General features: G+C 63.2%; 12 protein-coding genes and 1 pseudogene. 8 read left to right on the plus strand and 5 right to left on the minus strand.

Annotated features, from left to right (window positions below; translation table 11 throughout):
• Positions 1 to 125 precede the first annotated feature (125 nt).
• A complete protein-coding gene (locus ABIB99_RS11275; protein WP_063981107.1) occupies positions 126 to 725 on the plus strand; it encodes a DUF1036 domain-containing protein in 600 nt (199 codons plus the stop codon).
• Positions 722 to 2,158 (plus strand): pyruvate kinase, encoded by a 1,437-nt coding sequence (pyk, locus tag ABIB99_RS11280; RefSeq protein WP_063981106.1) that lies wholly within the window; start codon positions 722 to 724, stop codon positions 2,156 to 2,158. The genes ABIB99_RS11275 and pyk overlap by 4 nt, the downstream gene beginning before the upstream one ends.
• Positions 2,159 to 2,309: 151 nt before the next feature.
• On the opposite strand, the gene ABIB99_RS11285 is transcribed toward pyk, so the two are convergent.
• Both ABIB99_RS11285 and ABIB99_RS11290 read right to left on the minus strand, forming a co-directional pair.
• Positions 2,310 to 2,990: a TetR family transcriptional regulator gene (locus ABIB99_RS11285; protein ID WP_063981105.1), complete on the minus strand. Its 681-nt coding sequence runs from the start codon at positions 2,988 to 2,990 to the stop codon at positions 2,310 to 2,312.
• A 450-nt stretch (positions 2,991 to 3,440) separates the two neighbouring features.
• A complete protein-coding gene (locus ABIB99_RS11290; protein ID WP_014492421.1) occupies positions 3,441 to 3,605 on the minus strand; it encodes a Flp family type IVb pilin in 165 nt (54 codons plus the stop codon).
• 399 nt (positions 3,606 to 4,004) lie between these two features.
• Here ABIB99_RS11290 and ABIB99_RS11295 point away from each other — a divergent pair, with 399 nt between their 5' ends.
• Both ABIB99_RS11295 and ABIB99_RS11300 read left to right on the plus strand, forming a co-directional pair.
• On the plus strand, positions 4,005 to 5,492 hold the full coding sequence (locus ABIB99_RS11295; RefSeq protein WP_063981104.1) for a hypothetical protein: 1,488 nt from the start codon (positions 4,005 to 4,007) through the stop codon (positions 5,490 to 5,492).
• A 238-nt stretch (positions 5,493 to 5,730) separates the two neighbouring features.
• Positions 5,731 to 6,009 (plus strand): hypothetical protein, encoded by a 279-nt coding sequence (locus tag ABIB99_RS11300; protein WP_187387924.1) that lies wholly within the window; start codon positions 5,731 to 5,733, stop codon positions 6,007 to 6,009.
• 254 nt (positions 6,010 to 6,263) lie between these two features.
• On the opposite strand, the gene ABIB99_RS11305 is transcribed toward ABIB99_RS11300, so the two are convergent.
• Positions 6,264 to 6,713 carry a MaoC/PaaZ C-terminal domain-containing protein gene (locus ABIB99_RS11305; RefSeq protein WP_063981102.1) on the minus strand — a complete coding sequence of 150 codons (450 nt, stop codon included), beginning with the start codon at positions 6,711 to 6,713 and terminating at the stop codon, positions 6,264 to 6,266.
• Positions 6,714 to 7,080: 367 nt separating this feature from the next.
• On the opposite strand from ABIB99_RS11305, the gene ABIB99_RS11310 reads away from it, so the two are divergent.
• Positions 7,081 to 9,567 (plus strand): arylsulfatase, encoded by a 2,487-nt coding sequence (locus ABIB99_RS11310; RefSeq protein ID WP_283017561.1) that lies wholly within the window; start codon positions 7,081 to 7,083, stop codon positions 9,565 to 9,567.
• A 114-nt stretch (positions 9,568 to 9,681) separates the two neighbouring features.
• Here the strand turns inward: ABIB99_RS11310 and ABIB99_RS11315 are convergent.
• A pseudogene (locus tag ABIB99_RS11315) lies at positions 9,682 to 10,467 on the minus strand (alpha/beta hydrolase); the annotation flags it as partial.
• A 232-nt stretch (positions 10,468 to 10,699) separates the two neighbouring features.
• Between ABIB99_RS11315 and ABIB99_RS11320 the strand changes: the two are divergent.
• The 3 genes from ABIB99_RS11320 to ABIB99_RS11330 all read left to right on the plus strand — a co-directional run bounded on the left by ABIB99_RS11320 (position 10,700) and on the right by ABIB99_RS11330 (position 13,259).
• Positions 10,700 to 11,314 carry a TetR/AcrR family transcriptional regulator gene (locus tag ABIB99_RS11320; RefSeq protein ID WP_354176198.1) on the plus strand — a complete coding sequence of 205 codons (615 nt, stop codon included), beginning with the start codon at positions 10,700 to 10,702 and terminating at the stop codon, positions 11,312 to 11,314.
• Between the two features lie 86 nt (positions 11,315 to 11,400).
• The gene (locus ABIB99_RS11325) at positions 11,401 to 12,261 is read left to right on the plus strand and encodes a DMT family transporter (protein WP_354175834.1); all 861 of its coding nucleotides are present in this window, start codon (positions 11,401 to 11,403) and stop codon (positions 12,259 to 12,261) included.
• A 143-nt stretch (positions 12,262 to 12,404) separates the two neighbouring features.
• Complete coding sequence (locus tag ABIB99_RS11330; RefSeq protein ID WP_354175836.1) at positions 12,405 to 13,259, plus strand: alpha/beta fold hydrolase; 855 nt, start codon at positions 12,405 to 12,407, stop codon at positions 13,257 to 13,259.
• 473 nt (positions 13,260 to 13,732) lie between these two features.
• Here ABIB99_RS11330 and ftsH read toward each other — a convergent pair whose 3' ends face one another.
• Entirely contained in the window at positions 13,733 to 15,655 is a 1,923-nt protein-coding gene (gene ftsH, locus ABIB99_RS11335; RefSeq protein WP_071909744.1) for an ATP-dependent zinc metalloprotease FtsH, read from the minus strand.
• Positions 15,656 to 15,817 lie beyond the last annotated feature (162 nt).

Raw genomic sequence — 15,817 nt, forward strand, 5'->3', positions numbered from 1 at the left:
GGATCAGGTGGGCCCTTGTCACAGATTTTGCCATATCACGGCGCAAACGGCGCCAGAGCCAACCCGAAGGCCGGTTCCCCGGCCCTACGCCAAATCGTCAATCATCTGGTATACGTTCCGCGACAATGATCGCCGAATCTCCCCGCGCCCCCCTTCGCCTGCTCGCCCGGTTGGTCCCGGTGCTGGTGGGTGGCCTGCTGTGCCTGTGGGCCAGCCCGGCCTCCGCCGACTTCCGGCTTTGCAACAACACCTCGAGCCGGGTCGGCATTGCGCTCGGCTACAAGGACGCCGAGGGCTGGACCACCGAGGGCTGGTGGAACATCTCGTCCCGCTCCTGCGAGACCCTGCTGCGGGGAACGCTGGTCGCGCGCTACTATTACATCTACGCGATCGACTACGACCGCGGCGGCGAATGGTCGGGCCAGGCCTTCATGTGCTCGCGCGACAAGGAATTCACCATCCGCGGCACCGAGGATTGCCTCGCGCGCGGCTACGACCGGACCGGCTATTTCGAGGTCGATACCGGCGAGCAGCGGGCTTGGACAGTGCAGCTGACCGACGCCAACGAGCAGCCGTCACAGCAGCAGCGCGTGCCCGGCCTGCCGGGCCCTGTCGGCCCGGGTGGCGGCGTTCCGGGTTTGCCCAATAGTCCGCCCGGTGGTACGCCCCCCGCCGCGCCTGGCCTTCCGCCAGCTCCCTCGCCACCGTCTGGAAATAAGCCATGAGGCGTCTTCGCCGTATCAAGATTCTCGCGACCCTGGGACCTGCCTCTTCGGACCTCGCGATGATCCGCCGCCTGTTCGAGGCCGGCGCCGATCTGTTCCGCATCAACATGAGCCACACCCCGCATGACAAGATGCGGGAGCTGGTCGCGACGATCCGCAACGTCGAGAGCAGTTATGGCCGGCCGATCGGCATCCTGGTCGATCTCCAGGGCCCGAAGCTCAGGCTCGGCGCCTTCGCGGAAGGCGCAGTCCAGCTCCAGAACGGCCAGATCTTCACGCTCGATTCCGACAAGACGCCGGGCGATGCCACGCGCGTCAATCTCCCGCATCCGGAGATCCTGGCTGCACTCAGGCCCGGCCATTCGCTGCTGCTCGACGACGGCAAGGTGCGCCTGATCGCGGAGGAGACCTCGAAAGAGCACGCGGTGACGCGTGTCGTGGTCGGCGGCCGGATGTCCGACCGCAAGGGCGTCAGCCTGCCCGACACCGATTTGCCGGTCTCCGCGATGACGCCGAAGGACCGCGCTGACCTCGAGGCCGCGCTGGTGACCGGCGTCGACTGGATCGCGCTGTCCTTCGTGCAGCGCGCCGACGACGTGATCGAGGCCAAGAAGATGATCCGCGGCCGCGCCGCTGTCATGGCCAAGATCGAGAAGCCGCAGGCGATCGACCGCCTCGCCGACATCATCGAGGCCTCCGACGCGCTGATGGTGGCGCGCGGCGATCTCGGCGTCGAGCTGCCGCTGGAACGCGTGCCGAGCCTGCAGAAGCAGATGACGCGCATGGCGCGCCGCGCCGGCAAGCCGGTGGTGATCGCGACCCAGATGCTGGAATCGATGATCCAGTCGCCGGTGCCGACCCGCGCCGAGGTCTCGGACGTCGCCACCGCCGTCTATGAAGGCGCCGACGCCATCATGCTGTCGGCGGAATCGGCGGCCGGCAAATTCCCGGTCGAGGCGGTCTCGACCATGAACCGCATCGGCGAAGAGGTCGAGCGCGACCCGATTTATCGTTCCGTGCTCACCGCGCAGCGCCCCGCGCCGGAATCCACCGCCGGCGACGCCATCGCGGACGCCGCCCGCCAGATCGCCGAGACGCTCGATCTGCCGGCGCTGATCTGCTGGACCAGCTCGGGCTCGACTGCAGTGCGCGTCGCGCGCGAGCGGCCGAAGCCGCCGATCGTGGCGATCACGCCCAACATCGCGGCCGGACGCCGGCTGGCGGTGGTCTGGGGCGTGCATTGTGTGGTGGCGGAAGACGCGCGCGACCAGGACGACATGGTGAGCCGCGCCGGCCAGATCGCCTTCCGCGACGGTTTTGTCCGCGCCGGCCAGCGCGTGATCATCGTCGCTGGCGTGCCGCTCGGCATCCCCGGCACCACCAACATGGTGCGCATCGCCTCGGTCGGCCCCGAGGGCGGCGCGGATATCTAGTCCGCGGGAGCCCGGCAAACAAAAAAAGACGAAAACAACCCCATGCACAGTAGCCGGCGTTGCCGGCGAAGGTGCTCGGGTTTTGTGGAAAGGCGCGCTCGGGCAATGACCTGAGCGGAATCGGGTCTCGGCCCCGGTCGCGACCTGCTCTTCAGGCCCCGACCAGCGCTTTCGCGGTCGGCAGCAGCGTCTGCTGCACCACCAGACCGCGGGCGCGGGCGTCCATCACGCCGACGGCGCGCAGGGCCAGCAGCGTCACGGTCTGCACCGCATCGCGCATCCTGGCGGGATCGTCGAGATTGTCGGGCGCGAGCGGCCCGACCAGGGCCTCATGCAGCGCCCCCAACAGCGCGGTGGCCGCCAGCGCGGTATCCTGCGCCGGCAAATGGCCGGCCCGCACGGCGGCGTCGATCCGCGCGGCCATCTCGCCGGCGATCTCGCGGCGGCTGGCGAGGCGGGACGCGCTGACATCGACGTCGACCGGCTCGGCCAGGATGCCCCAGGCCAACCTGCGCTGCGACAGCGTGTGGACCGCCACGGTGGTGACGGCCGCCGCCAGCGCCGAGGATGGGCCGGGCGCGGCATCGGCCGCCCGGCGGATCGCCGCGAGCTCGTCGCGCGACACCTCGGCAATCAATTCGGAGATCAGCTCGGACTTGGACGGGAAGTAGCGGTAGACCGTTCCGGCCGCGACACTGGCCCGGACCGCAACCGGCGCGATCTGCACCGCCGCCATCCCGCCTTCCGCCGCAGCTTCCCGCGCTGCAGCAAGAATCGCACTGCGCCTGGCCGCAAGGCGCTTCACCACTTGATGCGTTCGCCGATAAACCATGGCGCGCTTCCTGTCCCACACGCCAGCCGCACGCCCCGCGCGGCCGAACGCGTCGTCCCTGCAATAGATGCAAATCGTCCCGCAAGGACTGAACAACTATTCAAAGTGAATGACAAGATGCAAATGCGTAGAACGTCACGCCGGACGGACGGGAGCGCCAAGCCTGCTGACGCCGGCTGGAGGGCTTTGAAGAAGAACGTGCGGGGAAGCTTGCCTGCGGGCCCATCCTTCGAGACGCCCGCCTACGGCGGGCCCTCGGGATGAGGTCGCGTTTCGCGGCAAGATATCAGACCCTCTTGGTGAGGAGCTCGCCAAAGCGGGCATCTCCGGACGATGCTCCGCATCGCCGGGCGAACCATGCAGGCCGAGCAGCCTCCGGCTCACTCCACCCCGCAAAAGAAAAGAGCCCCGTCCGGGACGGGGCTCTCGAAACTCTCAGATCGTCCGGTCTTACTTGAGGCTGGACGAGATCGAACCGAACTTGGTGTTCAGCGAGCTGCCGAGGTTGTTGACGACGGTGATGATCGCCAGCGCGATGCCGGCAGCGATCAGGCCGTATTCAATGGCGGTGGCGCCGGATTCGTCCTTCACGAAACGCGAAACGAGGTTCTTCATAGACTGCTCCCAAAGAGTACACGAGGCTTACAAATGGTCTGGTCTTCTCGGCTTCCCAGCGCCGCCCGACCATGGAACCGAACCTAGAGGCAAAGAATTGCGCCGCAGTTAATTCGACTGCGGAAACACGAAGCGGATTGCACGTATTCGACGATGGTAAAGGAGAATTGAAAACAATCCGTTAAATCGTAGCTATCCGCGGCGACGCCGCTGCGGCGCGATTTACCCGAAGTTATGACCGCGCATGGTCCAATGCCGCCCGCTCGGCCTGAAGCACGACGAGATGAATCGTTCATCGCGCTTCAGGTTATTGTTTGAGCATGATCTTCTCGGAAAACCGCTACACACTTTTCCGGATCATGCTCCGACCGACAAGAACAAGCAGGACGACGAGGCGGCATGTCCCTTTCCTTTGCCAACAGCATTGCGATGCAGAGCCGCGCGCGCGCACTGCTGCCGCTCTGCGTCGGTGCCGGCACCTATCTGTTCTTCCTCTTCGTCGGCGACACGCTGCTTCAGGACTCCGACTCGTTCTGGCAGATCAGGATCGGGCAATGGATCCTCGATCACGGTGCCCTGCCCTACACCGACTTCTATTCTTTCACGCGCCCAGGGGAATCCTGGATCTCGACGTCGTGGCTGTCACAGGTGCTGTTCGCCTTCTCCTACGCGCAATGGGGCTGGGCCGGACCCGTGATCCTCACCGCGACCGGGATGGCGCTCACCGCTGCGGTCTTCGTCTATCTCCTTGACGCGCAGATCGAGGCGCCGCGCGCGGTGCTGTTCGCGATGCTGGCGCTGCTGCTGTCGATCCATCACGTGCTGGCGCGTCCGCATATTCTGGCGCTGCCCGTCATGGTGGCGTGGGTCGGCCTGCTGATGGCGGCTGCCGACCGCCGAAGCGCGCCGTCCTGGACCTGGCTGCCGCTGATGGCGCTTTGGGCGAATTTGCATGGCGGCTTCGTGCTGGGCCTCGCGCTGATCGGCCCGATCTCGCTCGAAGCGGTCGAGCATGCCGAGAAGGGACAGCGGCTGAAGCTGTTCATGCGCTGGGTGCTGTTCGGCGTCGGCGCGCTGATCGCTGCCTGCTGCACGCCTTACGGCTGGCGGACGCTGATGGGCGCGACCAACATCCTCAGCCTCGGCGAATTGCTGTCACTGATCTTCGAATGGATGCCGGCGAACTTTGCCACCTTCACCGGGTTCGAAGGCGCACTGCTCGGCCTGATCGCGCTCGGCTATTATCGCGGCCTCGTGCTGTCGGCGCCGCGGATCTTCCTGATCCTGTTCCTGACCTGGACCGCGCTGACCCATGTCAGGAATATCGAGGCCTTCGCCTTCCTGGTGCCGCTGGTGCTGGCAAAGCCGCTCGGCGAGATGTTCCCGCGCCCGCCAGCGGACACCGCCGACGCAGACCGCTGGCCGGCCCGCTATGTCACCGCGCTCGGCGCGCTCATGATCGTGGCCGCGAGCTGGACCTCGACCTCGCTCTACATGGGACACCATCGCTTCACGTTCACGATGACGCAGACGCCGGTTGCGGCGGTCGACCTGCTCGAAAAACTCGGGGTGCAGCGCATCTTCAACGCCTATCAGTTCGGCGGCTATCTGATCTCGCGCGACGTCCCTGTGTACGTCGACGGCCGCGCCGAGCTCTATGGCGAAAAGTTCGTCATGGACTTCTTCAAGGCGACGGAAGGCAAGAAGCCCGAGCTGCTGCCGCGCCTGCTCGACCAGTACAAGATCGACGCGACGCTCCTGGTCGCCGATGCGCCGGGCCCGCAAATCCTCGATCAGCTCAAGGGCTGGAAGCGGATCTATACGGATGACATCGCGGTGATCCATGTGCGGGACAATGCGGACGGAGCGGCGCCGCCGTCGAAGTGAGGAAGCGACTTCCGGCGCGTCCTCTCAGATCCGACGTTCGCTTAAAGATGTGAAGCGGACCTAGGCACGCATTCCGGCCATTTCGCCGTTTGCCCCAAGGCGGTCGTCAAGCGGCAATGTCAGTTGCTGTTAATTCGACTTATGCGCCCGGAGTCAGCGTAGCAGCGATGACAAGGGCTCGCGCGGTTTTCGTATGGGCTTGAACCATCTGCCTCGTGTTAACGACCAAGAGCCAATCATGTTCGACGATCTGATGACCCTCCTGGTTATTCTGTCCTTCGGCTTTCCCGCCATGCCATGGTTTTTGGGTGCGCGATGGGGGTCGAGAGGAGTTTGGCTCAGTACAGGATTTGCCGTAGTCATCCTGTTATGTTTTTTTCCAATATTGTTCTGGGTTGCATGCGGTGCCTGTGGGCAGGGCGCGATAGCCATCTTTATGCTGGGGCCGATCTGGATTGCTTCGGCATTGCTTACGGTCACTTCGGCGGCGTTCGCTTACTACAAATTCGCGCGCTAATTTCCGCAAGACCGCGAAGGCGCTAGGGGGTAACGATACCGCCCACGCTGGGCATCGCAGATGAAGTGATTGAGTATGGCATCAGCGATGTCAGCTTGTGGCCCATCAGCGAAGTGGCGACACCTTTCATTGAGGCCCGCTTGGTGGGTAGAGCGGACTGACTTTGCTCACTCTGCGTTCTTCGCATTTTGACCCATAGCGGACGTGAACATTTTGCGTTGGCAAGCGCCGCCAAGACGGACGATGGCTCCTTGCTATGGACCCGCTCGTCTCGCAACGAGAATATTGGCTATACACTGCAAGACGATTTCGTTTTGTTGATTGCGCACTCTGATTTGGTTGCGCACGATGCCTCGATCAGGTTTCGACTTAGACTCCCGCTTCTCCAGAACAATCATCTCAAGATCGAGTTCATCTCCTGGGCGTACCGGGTTCGGCAGCCTTAACTCATCCCAACCCATTCCGGCGAGGACATGGAGCCGAGGCTGGAGCTTCGGCGTGAGCGAGATGAAGATCGAAAACGTATGGGCGCTCGATGCGGTTAGTCCCCCAAAAATTGAACGTGCTGCTGCCTCCTCATCGAGGTGACGGGGCGCTGGATCATATTGCTTGGCGAACTGGACGATCTCTTCCTTCGAGACCAGATAAGGACCAGCCTTGCTAGTCATACCAATTTCGGCATCTTCAAAATACAGCTGGGTCATGGCTTCGTCCTCTGCGGATGAAGTAAATCAGGCACGGCTCAACGCGGCGGGATTATAACCCTTTTCAAGCATCAATTTCTGTTCTTGTCCGGCTAACCCACACGTCGTTCAGGCCAGTCGCACCAATTTCCAAGGCAGCCTTTCCCGGATGAGCAAACACCAAAGGTCATCATCCGAAAATCAGCTTATGGCCCATCAGCGAAATGGCGACACCTTTCATTGAGGTCCGCTTGGTGGAGTAGAGCGGACTGACTTTGCTCACTCTGCGTTCTTCGCATTTTGACCCATAGCGGTCTTCCATTGATCTAGATCAACGCGAGGTACATCCGGGAAGTTTGGTTCAATCGTCGAACAAGAGAGGACGCTTATGAGCGATCATCCAGAAGACGGTCCCCCGAACGAATCCTCCTCAAACGCATTCGAAAAAAATAGGCGCGGCAATGACGGCATGCAACGACGCGACCTTTTGTTGGGTGGTTCGTCGCTCGCTGCGATGACGGCTTTGGCGGCGACGGCGCCAGCGACCGCTCAAGTGCAACAGGCTGCACCGGCACCCGCAGCAGCACCCGCATCGACGGGGCCGAAGCTTGGCGAGATCCTGCCGTTTCCGCAGCCGCCGCGTCCTGTCATCACCGAGCCGGATTGGCGCAAGGTGCCGCAGCCGAAGCCAGTCTCGATCCGGCCGCCGAAGGGCGCCCCCAACATCCTGGTCATTCTTCAAGACCAGACTTCCTATGCGGACCCATCGACCTTCGGCGGACCGATCAACTTCCCGACCATGGATCGTCTCGCCAAAGAGGGGCTGACCTACACGAACTTTCACGTCAACAGTCTGTGTTCGCCGAGCCGCACCGCGCTATTGACCGGACGCAATCAACATCAAAATAGCCAAGCCGCTGTAGTTGACGGTGCGACCTCATATCCCGGCGACACCGGCATGCGGCCAAAGAGCGTTGCGCCTATCGCTGAAATTCTTCGACAGTGGGGCTATTGCACGTCGATGTTCGGCAAAAGCCACGAGACGCCGCCGTGGGAAACCAGCATGAGCGGCCCGTTCGACCGCTGGCCAGCGCGACAGGGCTTTGAAAAATTCTATGGCTTCATCGGCGGCGAGAAGAACTTGTTCCGGCCCTACCTCGTGGATGGCACTACCGAACTCGGCGTGCCGCGCGACCCAAACTATCATTTCAACGTCGATATCACGGACAAGGCGATAGGCTGGATACGTGGTACGCGCTCGCTGACCCCGGATCGTCCGTTCTTTATGTATTACGCCACGGGCGGCGCGCATCCGCCTCACACGCCGCCGAAAGAATGGCTCGATGTCTACAAGGGGAAATTTGATCAGGGGTGGGACAAGCTACGCGGGGAAATTCTTGCGCGTCAGATAAAGATGGGCCTGATGCCTCCGGGCACCAAGATTGCTGAAAACCCTCCTGAAATTCCAAAATGGGACGCCCTTTCGGACGACGCGAAGAAGGTGCTGTCGCGGCAAATGGAAGTCTATGCAGGCTATGCCGAGCATACCGACCGCGAGATCGGGCGTTTGATCGACGCCATCGGGGATCTCGGCGAACTCGACAACACCATCGTGATCTATATCGCCGGCGACAATGGCGGCACCGCGATCGGTGGTCTAAACGGAACCTTCAACGAATGGTCCAACCTCAACGACGCACCCGAAGACATCCCGTATCTCAAGACCCGAATGGACGAGTATGGCGGACCGAACTCCTACCCTAACTATTCGGTGGCTTGGGCAATGGCCGGCTCCACGCCGGCAACCTGGTGCATCAATGCCTGTCAGGGCGGCGGCCAGAATCAGGGCATGGTCATTCGCTGGCCCGGCGGCATCAAATCGAAAGGGGAAATCCGCAGGCAGTATACCCACCTGATCGACGTCGGCCCCACCATCCTTGAAGCCGTCGGCATCCCCGAGCCAAAGATAGTCAACGGCGTCGAGCAGATTCCGATGGCCGGCACCAGCATGATCTACTCGTTCGACGATGCGGCGGCAAAGGATCGCCACACCGTCCAGTACAACGAGTGCAGCGGCAATCGCAGCATCTACAAGGACGGCTGGATGGCCTGCGTGATGCACCGCGCGCCATGGGAGAGCAGCCCCCGCGTCGATGACTACGCCAAGGACAAATGGGAGCTTTACAATGTGGCCGTGGACTTCGGACAGGCTACCGACCTCGCCGCGCAGAATCCCGCGAAGCTGAAAGAACTGCAGGACCTATTCCATCAGGAGGCGATCAAGTTCGGCGTTTATCCGATGGATGACCGCTCCTTCGCACGGCTGAATGCGACCAATGCCGGACGGCCCGACATTATGGCCGGCCGTACCGAGGTGACCTACTACGCCGGGATGACCGGCATGGCTGAAAATGTCTTCATCGACACGCTCAGCCGTTCCTATGTTGTCACCGCCGACCTGGTCATTCCCAAAGGCGGCGCCAACGGCGTCGTGGTCTCGCAGGGTGGCCTGTTCGGCGGCTGGAGTCTTTACGTCAAGGACGGAAGACCCAAGCTCGCCTACAACTGGCTGGCGCGGGAGAAATACTTCATCGAAGGCAAGGAGGCTCTACCGGAAGGCAAGGTCACGCTGGTCTATGATTTCACCTATGACGGCGGCGGCCTGCACAAGGGCGGCACCGGCGTGCTGTCGATCAACGGCAGGAAAGTCGGCGAAGGCCGCATCAATAAGACGCAGGGCGCGGTGTGGTCGCTGGCCGGTGAGACCGCCGACATCGGCGTGGATGCCTACTCCCCAGTGTGCGATGACTACGATCCTTGGGAAAACGCCTTCACCGGCACCATCAACACCGTGAAGATCAAACACAAGGCTTGAGCGCAAGACTTGGCCCTTCCCCGTTACGCGAGGAGGGCTCTCTTTGTGTCCCGCGCCAACATCAGCGACTTCGTGCCATACCGCTCCAGGCATCCGCTCACCCAGCGGTTTGTTCACTGCGTAAGGCACAAACGTATCGGCGCTGCCTTGCCACAGATGAACCGGCCTATGGATCGCCGTGACGTCGAATGGCCACTGTTGGTAGAGCATCTGCGCATCGGCCACGAGACCGTCAACGCCTTGCCGGAAGCACTCGCGTCCGGACTCCACGATGGCACTCAACACATCGTCATCAGCAAGCGCCGCGAGGTCAGCGGGGCAGCTCGCCTTCAGCAATGCCTTCTTGTACTGCTCCGGAAACCGCGTCGCAGCGAGATCGATCAGGTCATACATTAGCTGGAAACCCGGCCGGAAATGCAGTGCAAGGAACCCGCCCATGGCGTCGGTCGAGGACAGATCCTTCGCTGCCCAATTCGTACCGAATGCGCCGTAGGATCCGGGAGCGATGCTGGTCACGTGTATCAGCTTCGCGGGATCGAGGTACGCCGCTGCCGCGAGCGCCCAAGGACCACCCTCAGACCAGCCTGTGACCGCAAAGCGATCGGTCTCAAAAGCGTTGGCAATCGCTTCCAGGTCTGCGGCCCAGCCTGCGAAGGTGCGACCGTGTTGAGGATCTGATTTGCCTTGGCCTGGACGGTCCACGCACACAAATCTCAAACCAAGTTTGAGCGCGTGAGACGCAAAAACCTTGGCTTCGAGCCGGCTCGATGGTCCGCCATGATTGTGAAGTACGAGCGGACCGTTCGGGTCGCCGACCTGAAGGTAAGCTAGTGATCGACCGCCGATCTGGACTGCGCCTTCGCCAAGGCACGCAGCGCTGCTTGAATTTCTCAAATGCATGCCCTCCGTCGGGCCTCGATGACTCGTCGATCTCGCGGAGCCTTTGTCTCAGCCAACCAACTCTTTTTGGAATGTCTTGATCGTAGGCCGCAACAACGGCCGCCATGGTCACACGGCTGTCGGATGTCTGCAACTGGCCCTCGGTAGCCATTTCCACGTTCAAAGCTGACGCCGGCTTTCGCCCCGAAGCGGGCACTTGCGATTTAAAGACCGATCGGTCTATATATCGATGATGAGCCGCCAAACCCCAGTGCAGTCGCCCCGTGGCCGCCCCCGAAGCTTCGACGTGGACGCCGCGGTCGAACGCGCGATGGGGGTGTTCTGGTCGCGCGGCTATCACGCCACGGCACTGCCGGACCTGCTTCGAGCCACGAAACTCTCGCGTGGCAGCCTTTACGCCGCGTTCGGCGACAAGCACTCGCTCTTCCTGCGCGCGCTCGATCGCTACATTGCCGATGCCGTGACACGGATGGATGTCGAGCTCGCTCCCCGCAGGGAGCCGGTCGACGCCCTGCGGGCCTATCTTGCCGGCTATGTCGATCGCACCAGCGGTGCCAACGGCCGGCGCGGCTGCCTGCTGGTGGCCACGGCCATGGAGCTGGCCGGCCAGGATGCCGCGATTGGTCGTCGCGTCGCGGGCTTCTTCAGGGCCATGGAGGCCCGCCTGGCCGATGCCCTGTCCCGCGCGAAGGTGGCGGGCAAGCTGGCCCACGGTGTCGATCCCGCGAGTGCCGCCAAAATTCTGGTCTGTTTCGTCGAGGGCCTGCGCGTGGTCGGCAAGACGGCGCCGGCGCGGGCCACATCGCAAGCCACCGCTGACGCTCTGCTCGATCGGTTCGTCAGGTAGCAACCCAATCAGGCCAACTACCCACGGACGCCTCCGCACTTGGCGCACCAATATCTGGACCGATCGGTCGTGAAAGGATAGATGCCATGTCTGCCATCCAGATCGTCTGCGCGGTAGCCGTTCCGCTGCTCTGGGGTTATCAGTTCGTGGCCATCAAGGTGGGCGTTGCGGAGTTCCCGCCGCTGTTCTTCCTCGCGCTGCGCTTCCTCGCGATCGCACTGCTGCTCGTTCCGTTCGTCAAACGGCCGCCGCGCGAGCAGTTCGGCCCTGTCGTCGCGATTTCGATCTTCCTTGGTGGCCTGAACTTCGGCCTGTTCTATGTCGGCCTCGGGCTCGGCTCGGGAAGCCTGTCGGCCGTCGCGTATCAGCTCGCGACGCCCTTCACCGTCCTGCTGGCCTGGCCGCTGCTTGGCGAGCGGCCGTCTCTCATCACGTCCGCCGGCGTGCTGCTTGCCTTTGCCGGCGTGGTCGTGCTGGCGGCGGGTCCAGCCCTCTCGGCAAATGCGCTTCCGCTGCTGCTCGTGGTCGGGGCGGCCTTCGCATTCGCGGTGTCCAACGTCCTGACGAAACGCTACGGCCCTTTCGATCCCCTGATGCTGATGGGGTGGTCCTCGCTGTTCACGGTGCCGCAGGTCATGTTGATGTCGCTGCTGCTCGAATACGGACAACTGGCGAGCCTCGTCACGGCGGATGGACGCGGCTGGCTGGCGCTCGCCTACACGATTTTCATCGGCGGAATTGTCGGGTTCGGCCTCTGGTTCTGGCTGATCGCCCGCTGCTCGATGGGCCGCGTCGCGCCCTTCGGCCTGCTGCTTCCGGTGTTCGCCTTGACGTCGAGCGTGCTGTTCCTTGGCGAGCGAATGACCCCGAAGTTGATCGCCGGCGGGCTGCTCGCGATCGCAGGCGTTGCGATGACACAAGTCAGACCGAGCGCGCGCCCCATTTGAGCCCGGACGTTGCGTTGTGGCATCGACATCGTCTGCCCGGCAATGGAGATCACGAGGCTTCACGTCTCGGTGGTGGACCGTGTTGCGACGTGACGCCCCCAACTTGCCGTGCGCTAATATCCGGTCGAACAGGAGGGCGTATCATGATGTTTCGCAATCTCTTCGCCGCGCTTGTCGTCACGGTCGCGATCAGCGCGGCACATGCGGCACCGCAATGGCTGAACCTGCCGCCGACGCCGACACTGCCCAGGGCGACACAGAGCGGCTTCGCGCCCGTCAACGGCATCAAGGTCTGGTACGCAATTTTCGGCCGCGGCGAGCCTGTCATCCTGCTGCATGGCGGCCTCGCCAACGCCAACTATTGGGGCCGCCAGGTCCGCGCGCTGCAACGGCACTATCAGGTCATCGTCATGGACAGCCGCGGGCATGGGCGCAGCAGCCGCAATCAGGAGCCCTATGGCTACGATCTGATGGCCTCGGACGTGGTTGCGCTGCTCGATCACCTGAAGATCAGGAAAGCTGCGATCGTGGGCTGGAGCGACGGCGCGATCATCGGCCTCGACATCGCGATGAAGCACCCCGAGCGGGTGAGCAAGCTGTTCGCCTTCGCGGCGAACTCGGATCCATCGGGCGTTGCAGACATCGCGTCGAGCGACGTCTTCAACGCCTACATCGCGAGAGCAGGCGAGGAGTACAAGCGCCTGTCGCCGACCCCGACCGAGTACAAGAGCTTCGTCGCCGAGATTACCAAAATGTGGGAGAGCCAGCCGAAATGGACGGCCTCGGACCTCGCTTCCATCAAGGTTCCGACCTGGATCGTGGACGGCGACCACGACGAGGCGATCAAGCGCGAGAACACCGAGTTCATGGCGGCGAACATTCCGGGGGCCGGCCTGCTGATCCAGCCGGAGGTCAGTCACTTCTCGTTCCTGCAGGATCCCGAGCAGTTCAGCGACGACGTGCTGCGATTTCTAGGGCGGAAGGACGCGGCGAAGTGAGATATCGTAGGGTGGGCAAAGCGAAGCGTGCCCACCGCTTCAGTGGCGACGGCCGAGAGATGGTGGGCACGGCGCTGTGCGCCTTTGCCCACCCTACGAGACCGGAGCCTCGTTGCGAGCACGGCGCCTCCACGTCGTCATTGCGAGCGCAGCGAAGCAATCCAGACTGCCGCTGCGGAAAGATTCTGGATTGCGTCGCTACGCTCGCAATGACGGAGTTTGCGGCTAGGCGCGCCCTCCTCTCGTGTCCCGGACGCGCTGCAGCGTGCAACGCTGCTGCGCTGAGCCGGGACCCAGAAGGCCACACGGCAAGATGCGGAGACATGGGCCCCGGTTCTGCAGCGCACCGCCGAAGGGGCGGTGCGCTGCGTCCGGGGCACGAGACCGAAGTTTGAGGCGCAACTGCATCGACATCGGCCAACAAAAAACGCGGCGTTTCCGCCGCGTTTTTCGATTCGATCTGCGCTTCTCGATTACGCCTGCGGCTGCGGCTCCAGGCCGGGATCCGGATCGGGGCGCGGACGCGACTTGCCGGCCGGGGGCACCGCGGAGGCGCGCGGCGTGGTCGGCTCGAGCACGGACTCGCGGTTCGGCTTCTTGCCCTTGAGCAGGTCGATGATCTCGTCGCCGGAGAGCGTCTCGAACTCGAGCAGGCCCTTGGCGAGCGCTTCAAGATCGGCGCGCTTCTCGGTGAGAATGCGGGTCGCTTCGTTGTAGCCCTCTTCCACGAAACGCCGGATCTCGGTGTCGATCTTCTGGACCGTCGCCTCCGATGCGTTCTGGGTGCGCGACACCGACATGCCCAGGAAAACCTCGTCCTGGTTTTCGCCATAGGACACGGTGCCGAGCGCCTCGGACAGGCCCCAGCGCGTCACCATCATACGGGCAAGGCGCGTGGCCTGCTCGATGTCGGATGACGCACCGGACGTCACCTTCTCACGGCCGAAGATCAGCTCTTCGGCGACGCGGCCACCCATCATGATGGCGAGGCGCGAGGTCATCTGCTCCAGCGACATCGACAGCTTGTCGCGCTCCGGCAGCTGCATCACCATGCCGAGCGCACGGCCGCGCGGAATGATGGTCGCCTTGTGGATCGGATCGGTCGCGACGACGTTGAGGCCGACGATGGCGTGGCCGCCCTCGTGATAGGCCGTCAGCAGCTTCTCTTCCTCGGTCATGACGAGCGACTTGCGCTCGGCGCCCATCATCACCTTGTCCTTGGCCTCCTCGAACTCGGCCTGCGTCACCATCCGCTTGTTGCGACGGGCGGCGGTCAGCGCGGCTTCGTTGACGAGGTTCATCAGGTCGGCGCCGGAGAAGCCCGGGGTGCCGCGCGCGATGGTCTTGAGGTTGATATCCGGCGCCAGCGGCACCTTGCGGACGTGAACCTTGAGGATCTGCTCGCGGCCGACGACGTCGGGATTGGGCACCACGACCTGACGGTCGAAGCGGCCCGGACGCAGCAGCGCGGGATCGAGCACGTCGGGACGGTTCGTCGCCGCGATCAGGATCACGCCCTCGTTGGCCTCGAAGCCGTCCATCTCGACCAGCAACTGGTTCAGCGTCTGCTCGCGCTCGTCATTGCCGCCGCCGAGACCGGCGCCACGGTGACGGCCGACCGCGTCGATTTCGTCGATGAAGATGATGCAGGGCGCGTTCTTCTTGGCCTGCTCGAACATGTCGCGGACACGGGAGGCGCCGACGCCGACGAACATTTCGACGAAGTCGGAACCCGAGATGGTGAAGAACGGCACGTTGGCTTCGCCCGCGACCGCACGCGCGATCAGGGTCTTACCGGTGCCGGGGGGGCCGACCAGCAGCACGCCGCGCGGAATACGGCCGCCGAGGCGCTGGAATTTGCCGGGGTCGCGGAGGAATTCGACGATCTCCTGCAGGTCCTGCTTGGCTTCGTCGACTCCGGCGACGTCCTCGAAGGTGACGCGGCCATGGGCCTCCGTCAGCATCTTGGCGCGCGACTTGCCGAAGCCCATCGCCTTGCCGGCGCCGCCCTGCATCTGACGCGACAGGAAGATCCACACGCCGATCAGCGCGATGAAGGGCAGCCAGGAGACCAGCAGCGAGACGAACCACGGCACGTTGTCGCCGGGCGGCTTCGCGGTGATCTGGACCTTGCTGTCATAGAGGCGCTTCACCAGCGTCGGATCGTTCGGCGCATAGGTCTGGAAGCTCGAGCCGTTGGTGAAGGTGCCGTGGATGTCCGGGCCCTGGATCACGACGTCGCGCACATTGCCGCGGTCAACTTCGCTCAAGAGCTGGGAGAAGGCGATGTCCTGCGAGGAGGCGCGCTGACCCGGATTCTGGAAGAGCGTGAACAACGCCAACAGCAGCAAGACAATGATGACCCAGAGGGCGAAATTGCGCAGATTGGCGTTCATCGATCTTCCTTCATGGTCGCGCGGATCGCGGCCTGATCCTTGGGCGGTAGCAGTTACTTTGTCAGTGCGAGGAAATCCCCAAGGAATCCTCTTGGTTAGACGGATACAATTTAGGTGCCGCCCCGGTCGCTGCCAAGGGAACGAGATGGGACTATTTATCCC

The sequence above is a fragment of the Bradyrhizobium sp. LA6.1 genome (assembly GCF_040547805.1).
GTDB classification, from domain to species: Bacteria; Pseudomonadota; Alphaproteobacteria; order Rhizobiales; family Xanthobacteraceae; genus Bradyrhizobium; species Bradyrhizobium barranii.

What these genes read in the sequence shown, in the direction of transcription:
- ABIB99_RS11275 (WP_063981107.1), top strand. Translation starts at nt 126, where the DNA reads ATGATCGCCGAATCTCCCCGCGCCCCCCTTCGCCTGCTCGCCCGGTTG.
- pyk (WP_063981106.1), top strand. Translation starts at nt 722, where the DNA reads ATGAGGCGTCTTCGCCGTATCAAGATTCTCGCGACCCTGGGACCTGCC.
- ABIB99_RS11285 (WP_063981105.1), bottom strand. Translation starts at nt 2,990, where the DNA reads ATGGTTTATCGGCGAACGCATCAAGTGGTGAAGCGCCTTGCGGCCAGG.
- ABIB99_RS11290 (WP_014492421.1), bottom strand. Translation starts at nt 3,605, where the DNA reads ATGAAGAACCTCGTTTCGCGTTTCGTGAAGGACGAATCCGGCGCCACC.
- ABIB99_RS11295 (WP_063981104.1), top strand. Translation starts at nt 4,005, where the DNA reads ATGTCCCTTTCCTTTGCCAACAGCATTGCGATGCAGAGCCGCGCGCGC.
- ABIB99_RS11300 (WP_187387924.1), top strand. Translation starts at nt 5,731, where the DNA reads ATGTTCGACGATCTGATGACCCTCCTGGTTATTCTGTCCTTCGGCTTT.
- ABIB99_RS11305 (WP_063981102.1), bottom strand. Translation starts at nt 6,713, where the DNA reads ATGACCCAGCTGTATTTTGAAGATGCCGAAATTGGTATGACTAGCAAG.
- ABIB99_RS11310 (WP_283017561.1), top strand. Translation starts at nt 7,081, where the DNA reads ATGAGCGATCATCCAGAAGACGGTCCCCCGAACGAATCCTCCTCAAAC.
- ABIB99_RS11320 (WP_354176198.1), top strand. Translation starts at nt 10,700, where the DNA reads ATGAGCCGCCAAACCCCAGTGCAGTCGCCCCGTGGCCGCCCCCGAAGC.
- ABIB99_RS11325 (WP_354175834.1), top strand. Translation starts at nt 11,401, where the DNA reads ATGTCTGCCATCCAGATCGTCTGCGCGGTAGCCGTTCCGCTGCTCTGG.
- ABIB99_RS11330 (WP_354175836.1), top strand. Translation starts at nt 12,405, where the DNA reads ATGATGTTTCGCAATCTCTTCGCCGCGCTTGTCGTCACGGTCGCGATC.
- ftsH (WP_071909744.1), bottom strand. Translation starts at nt 15,655, where the DNA reads ATGAACGCCAATCTGCGCAATTTCGCCCTCTGGGTCATCATTGTCTTG.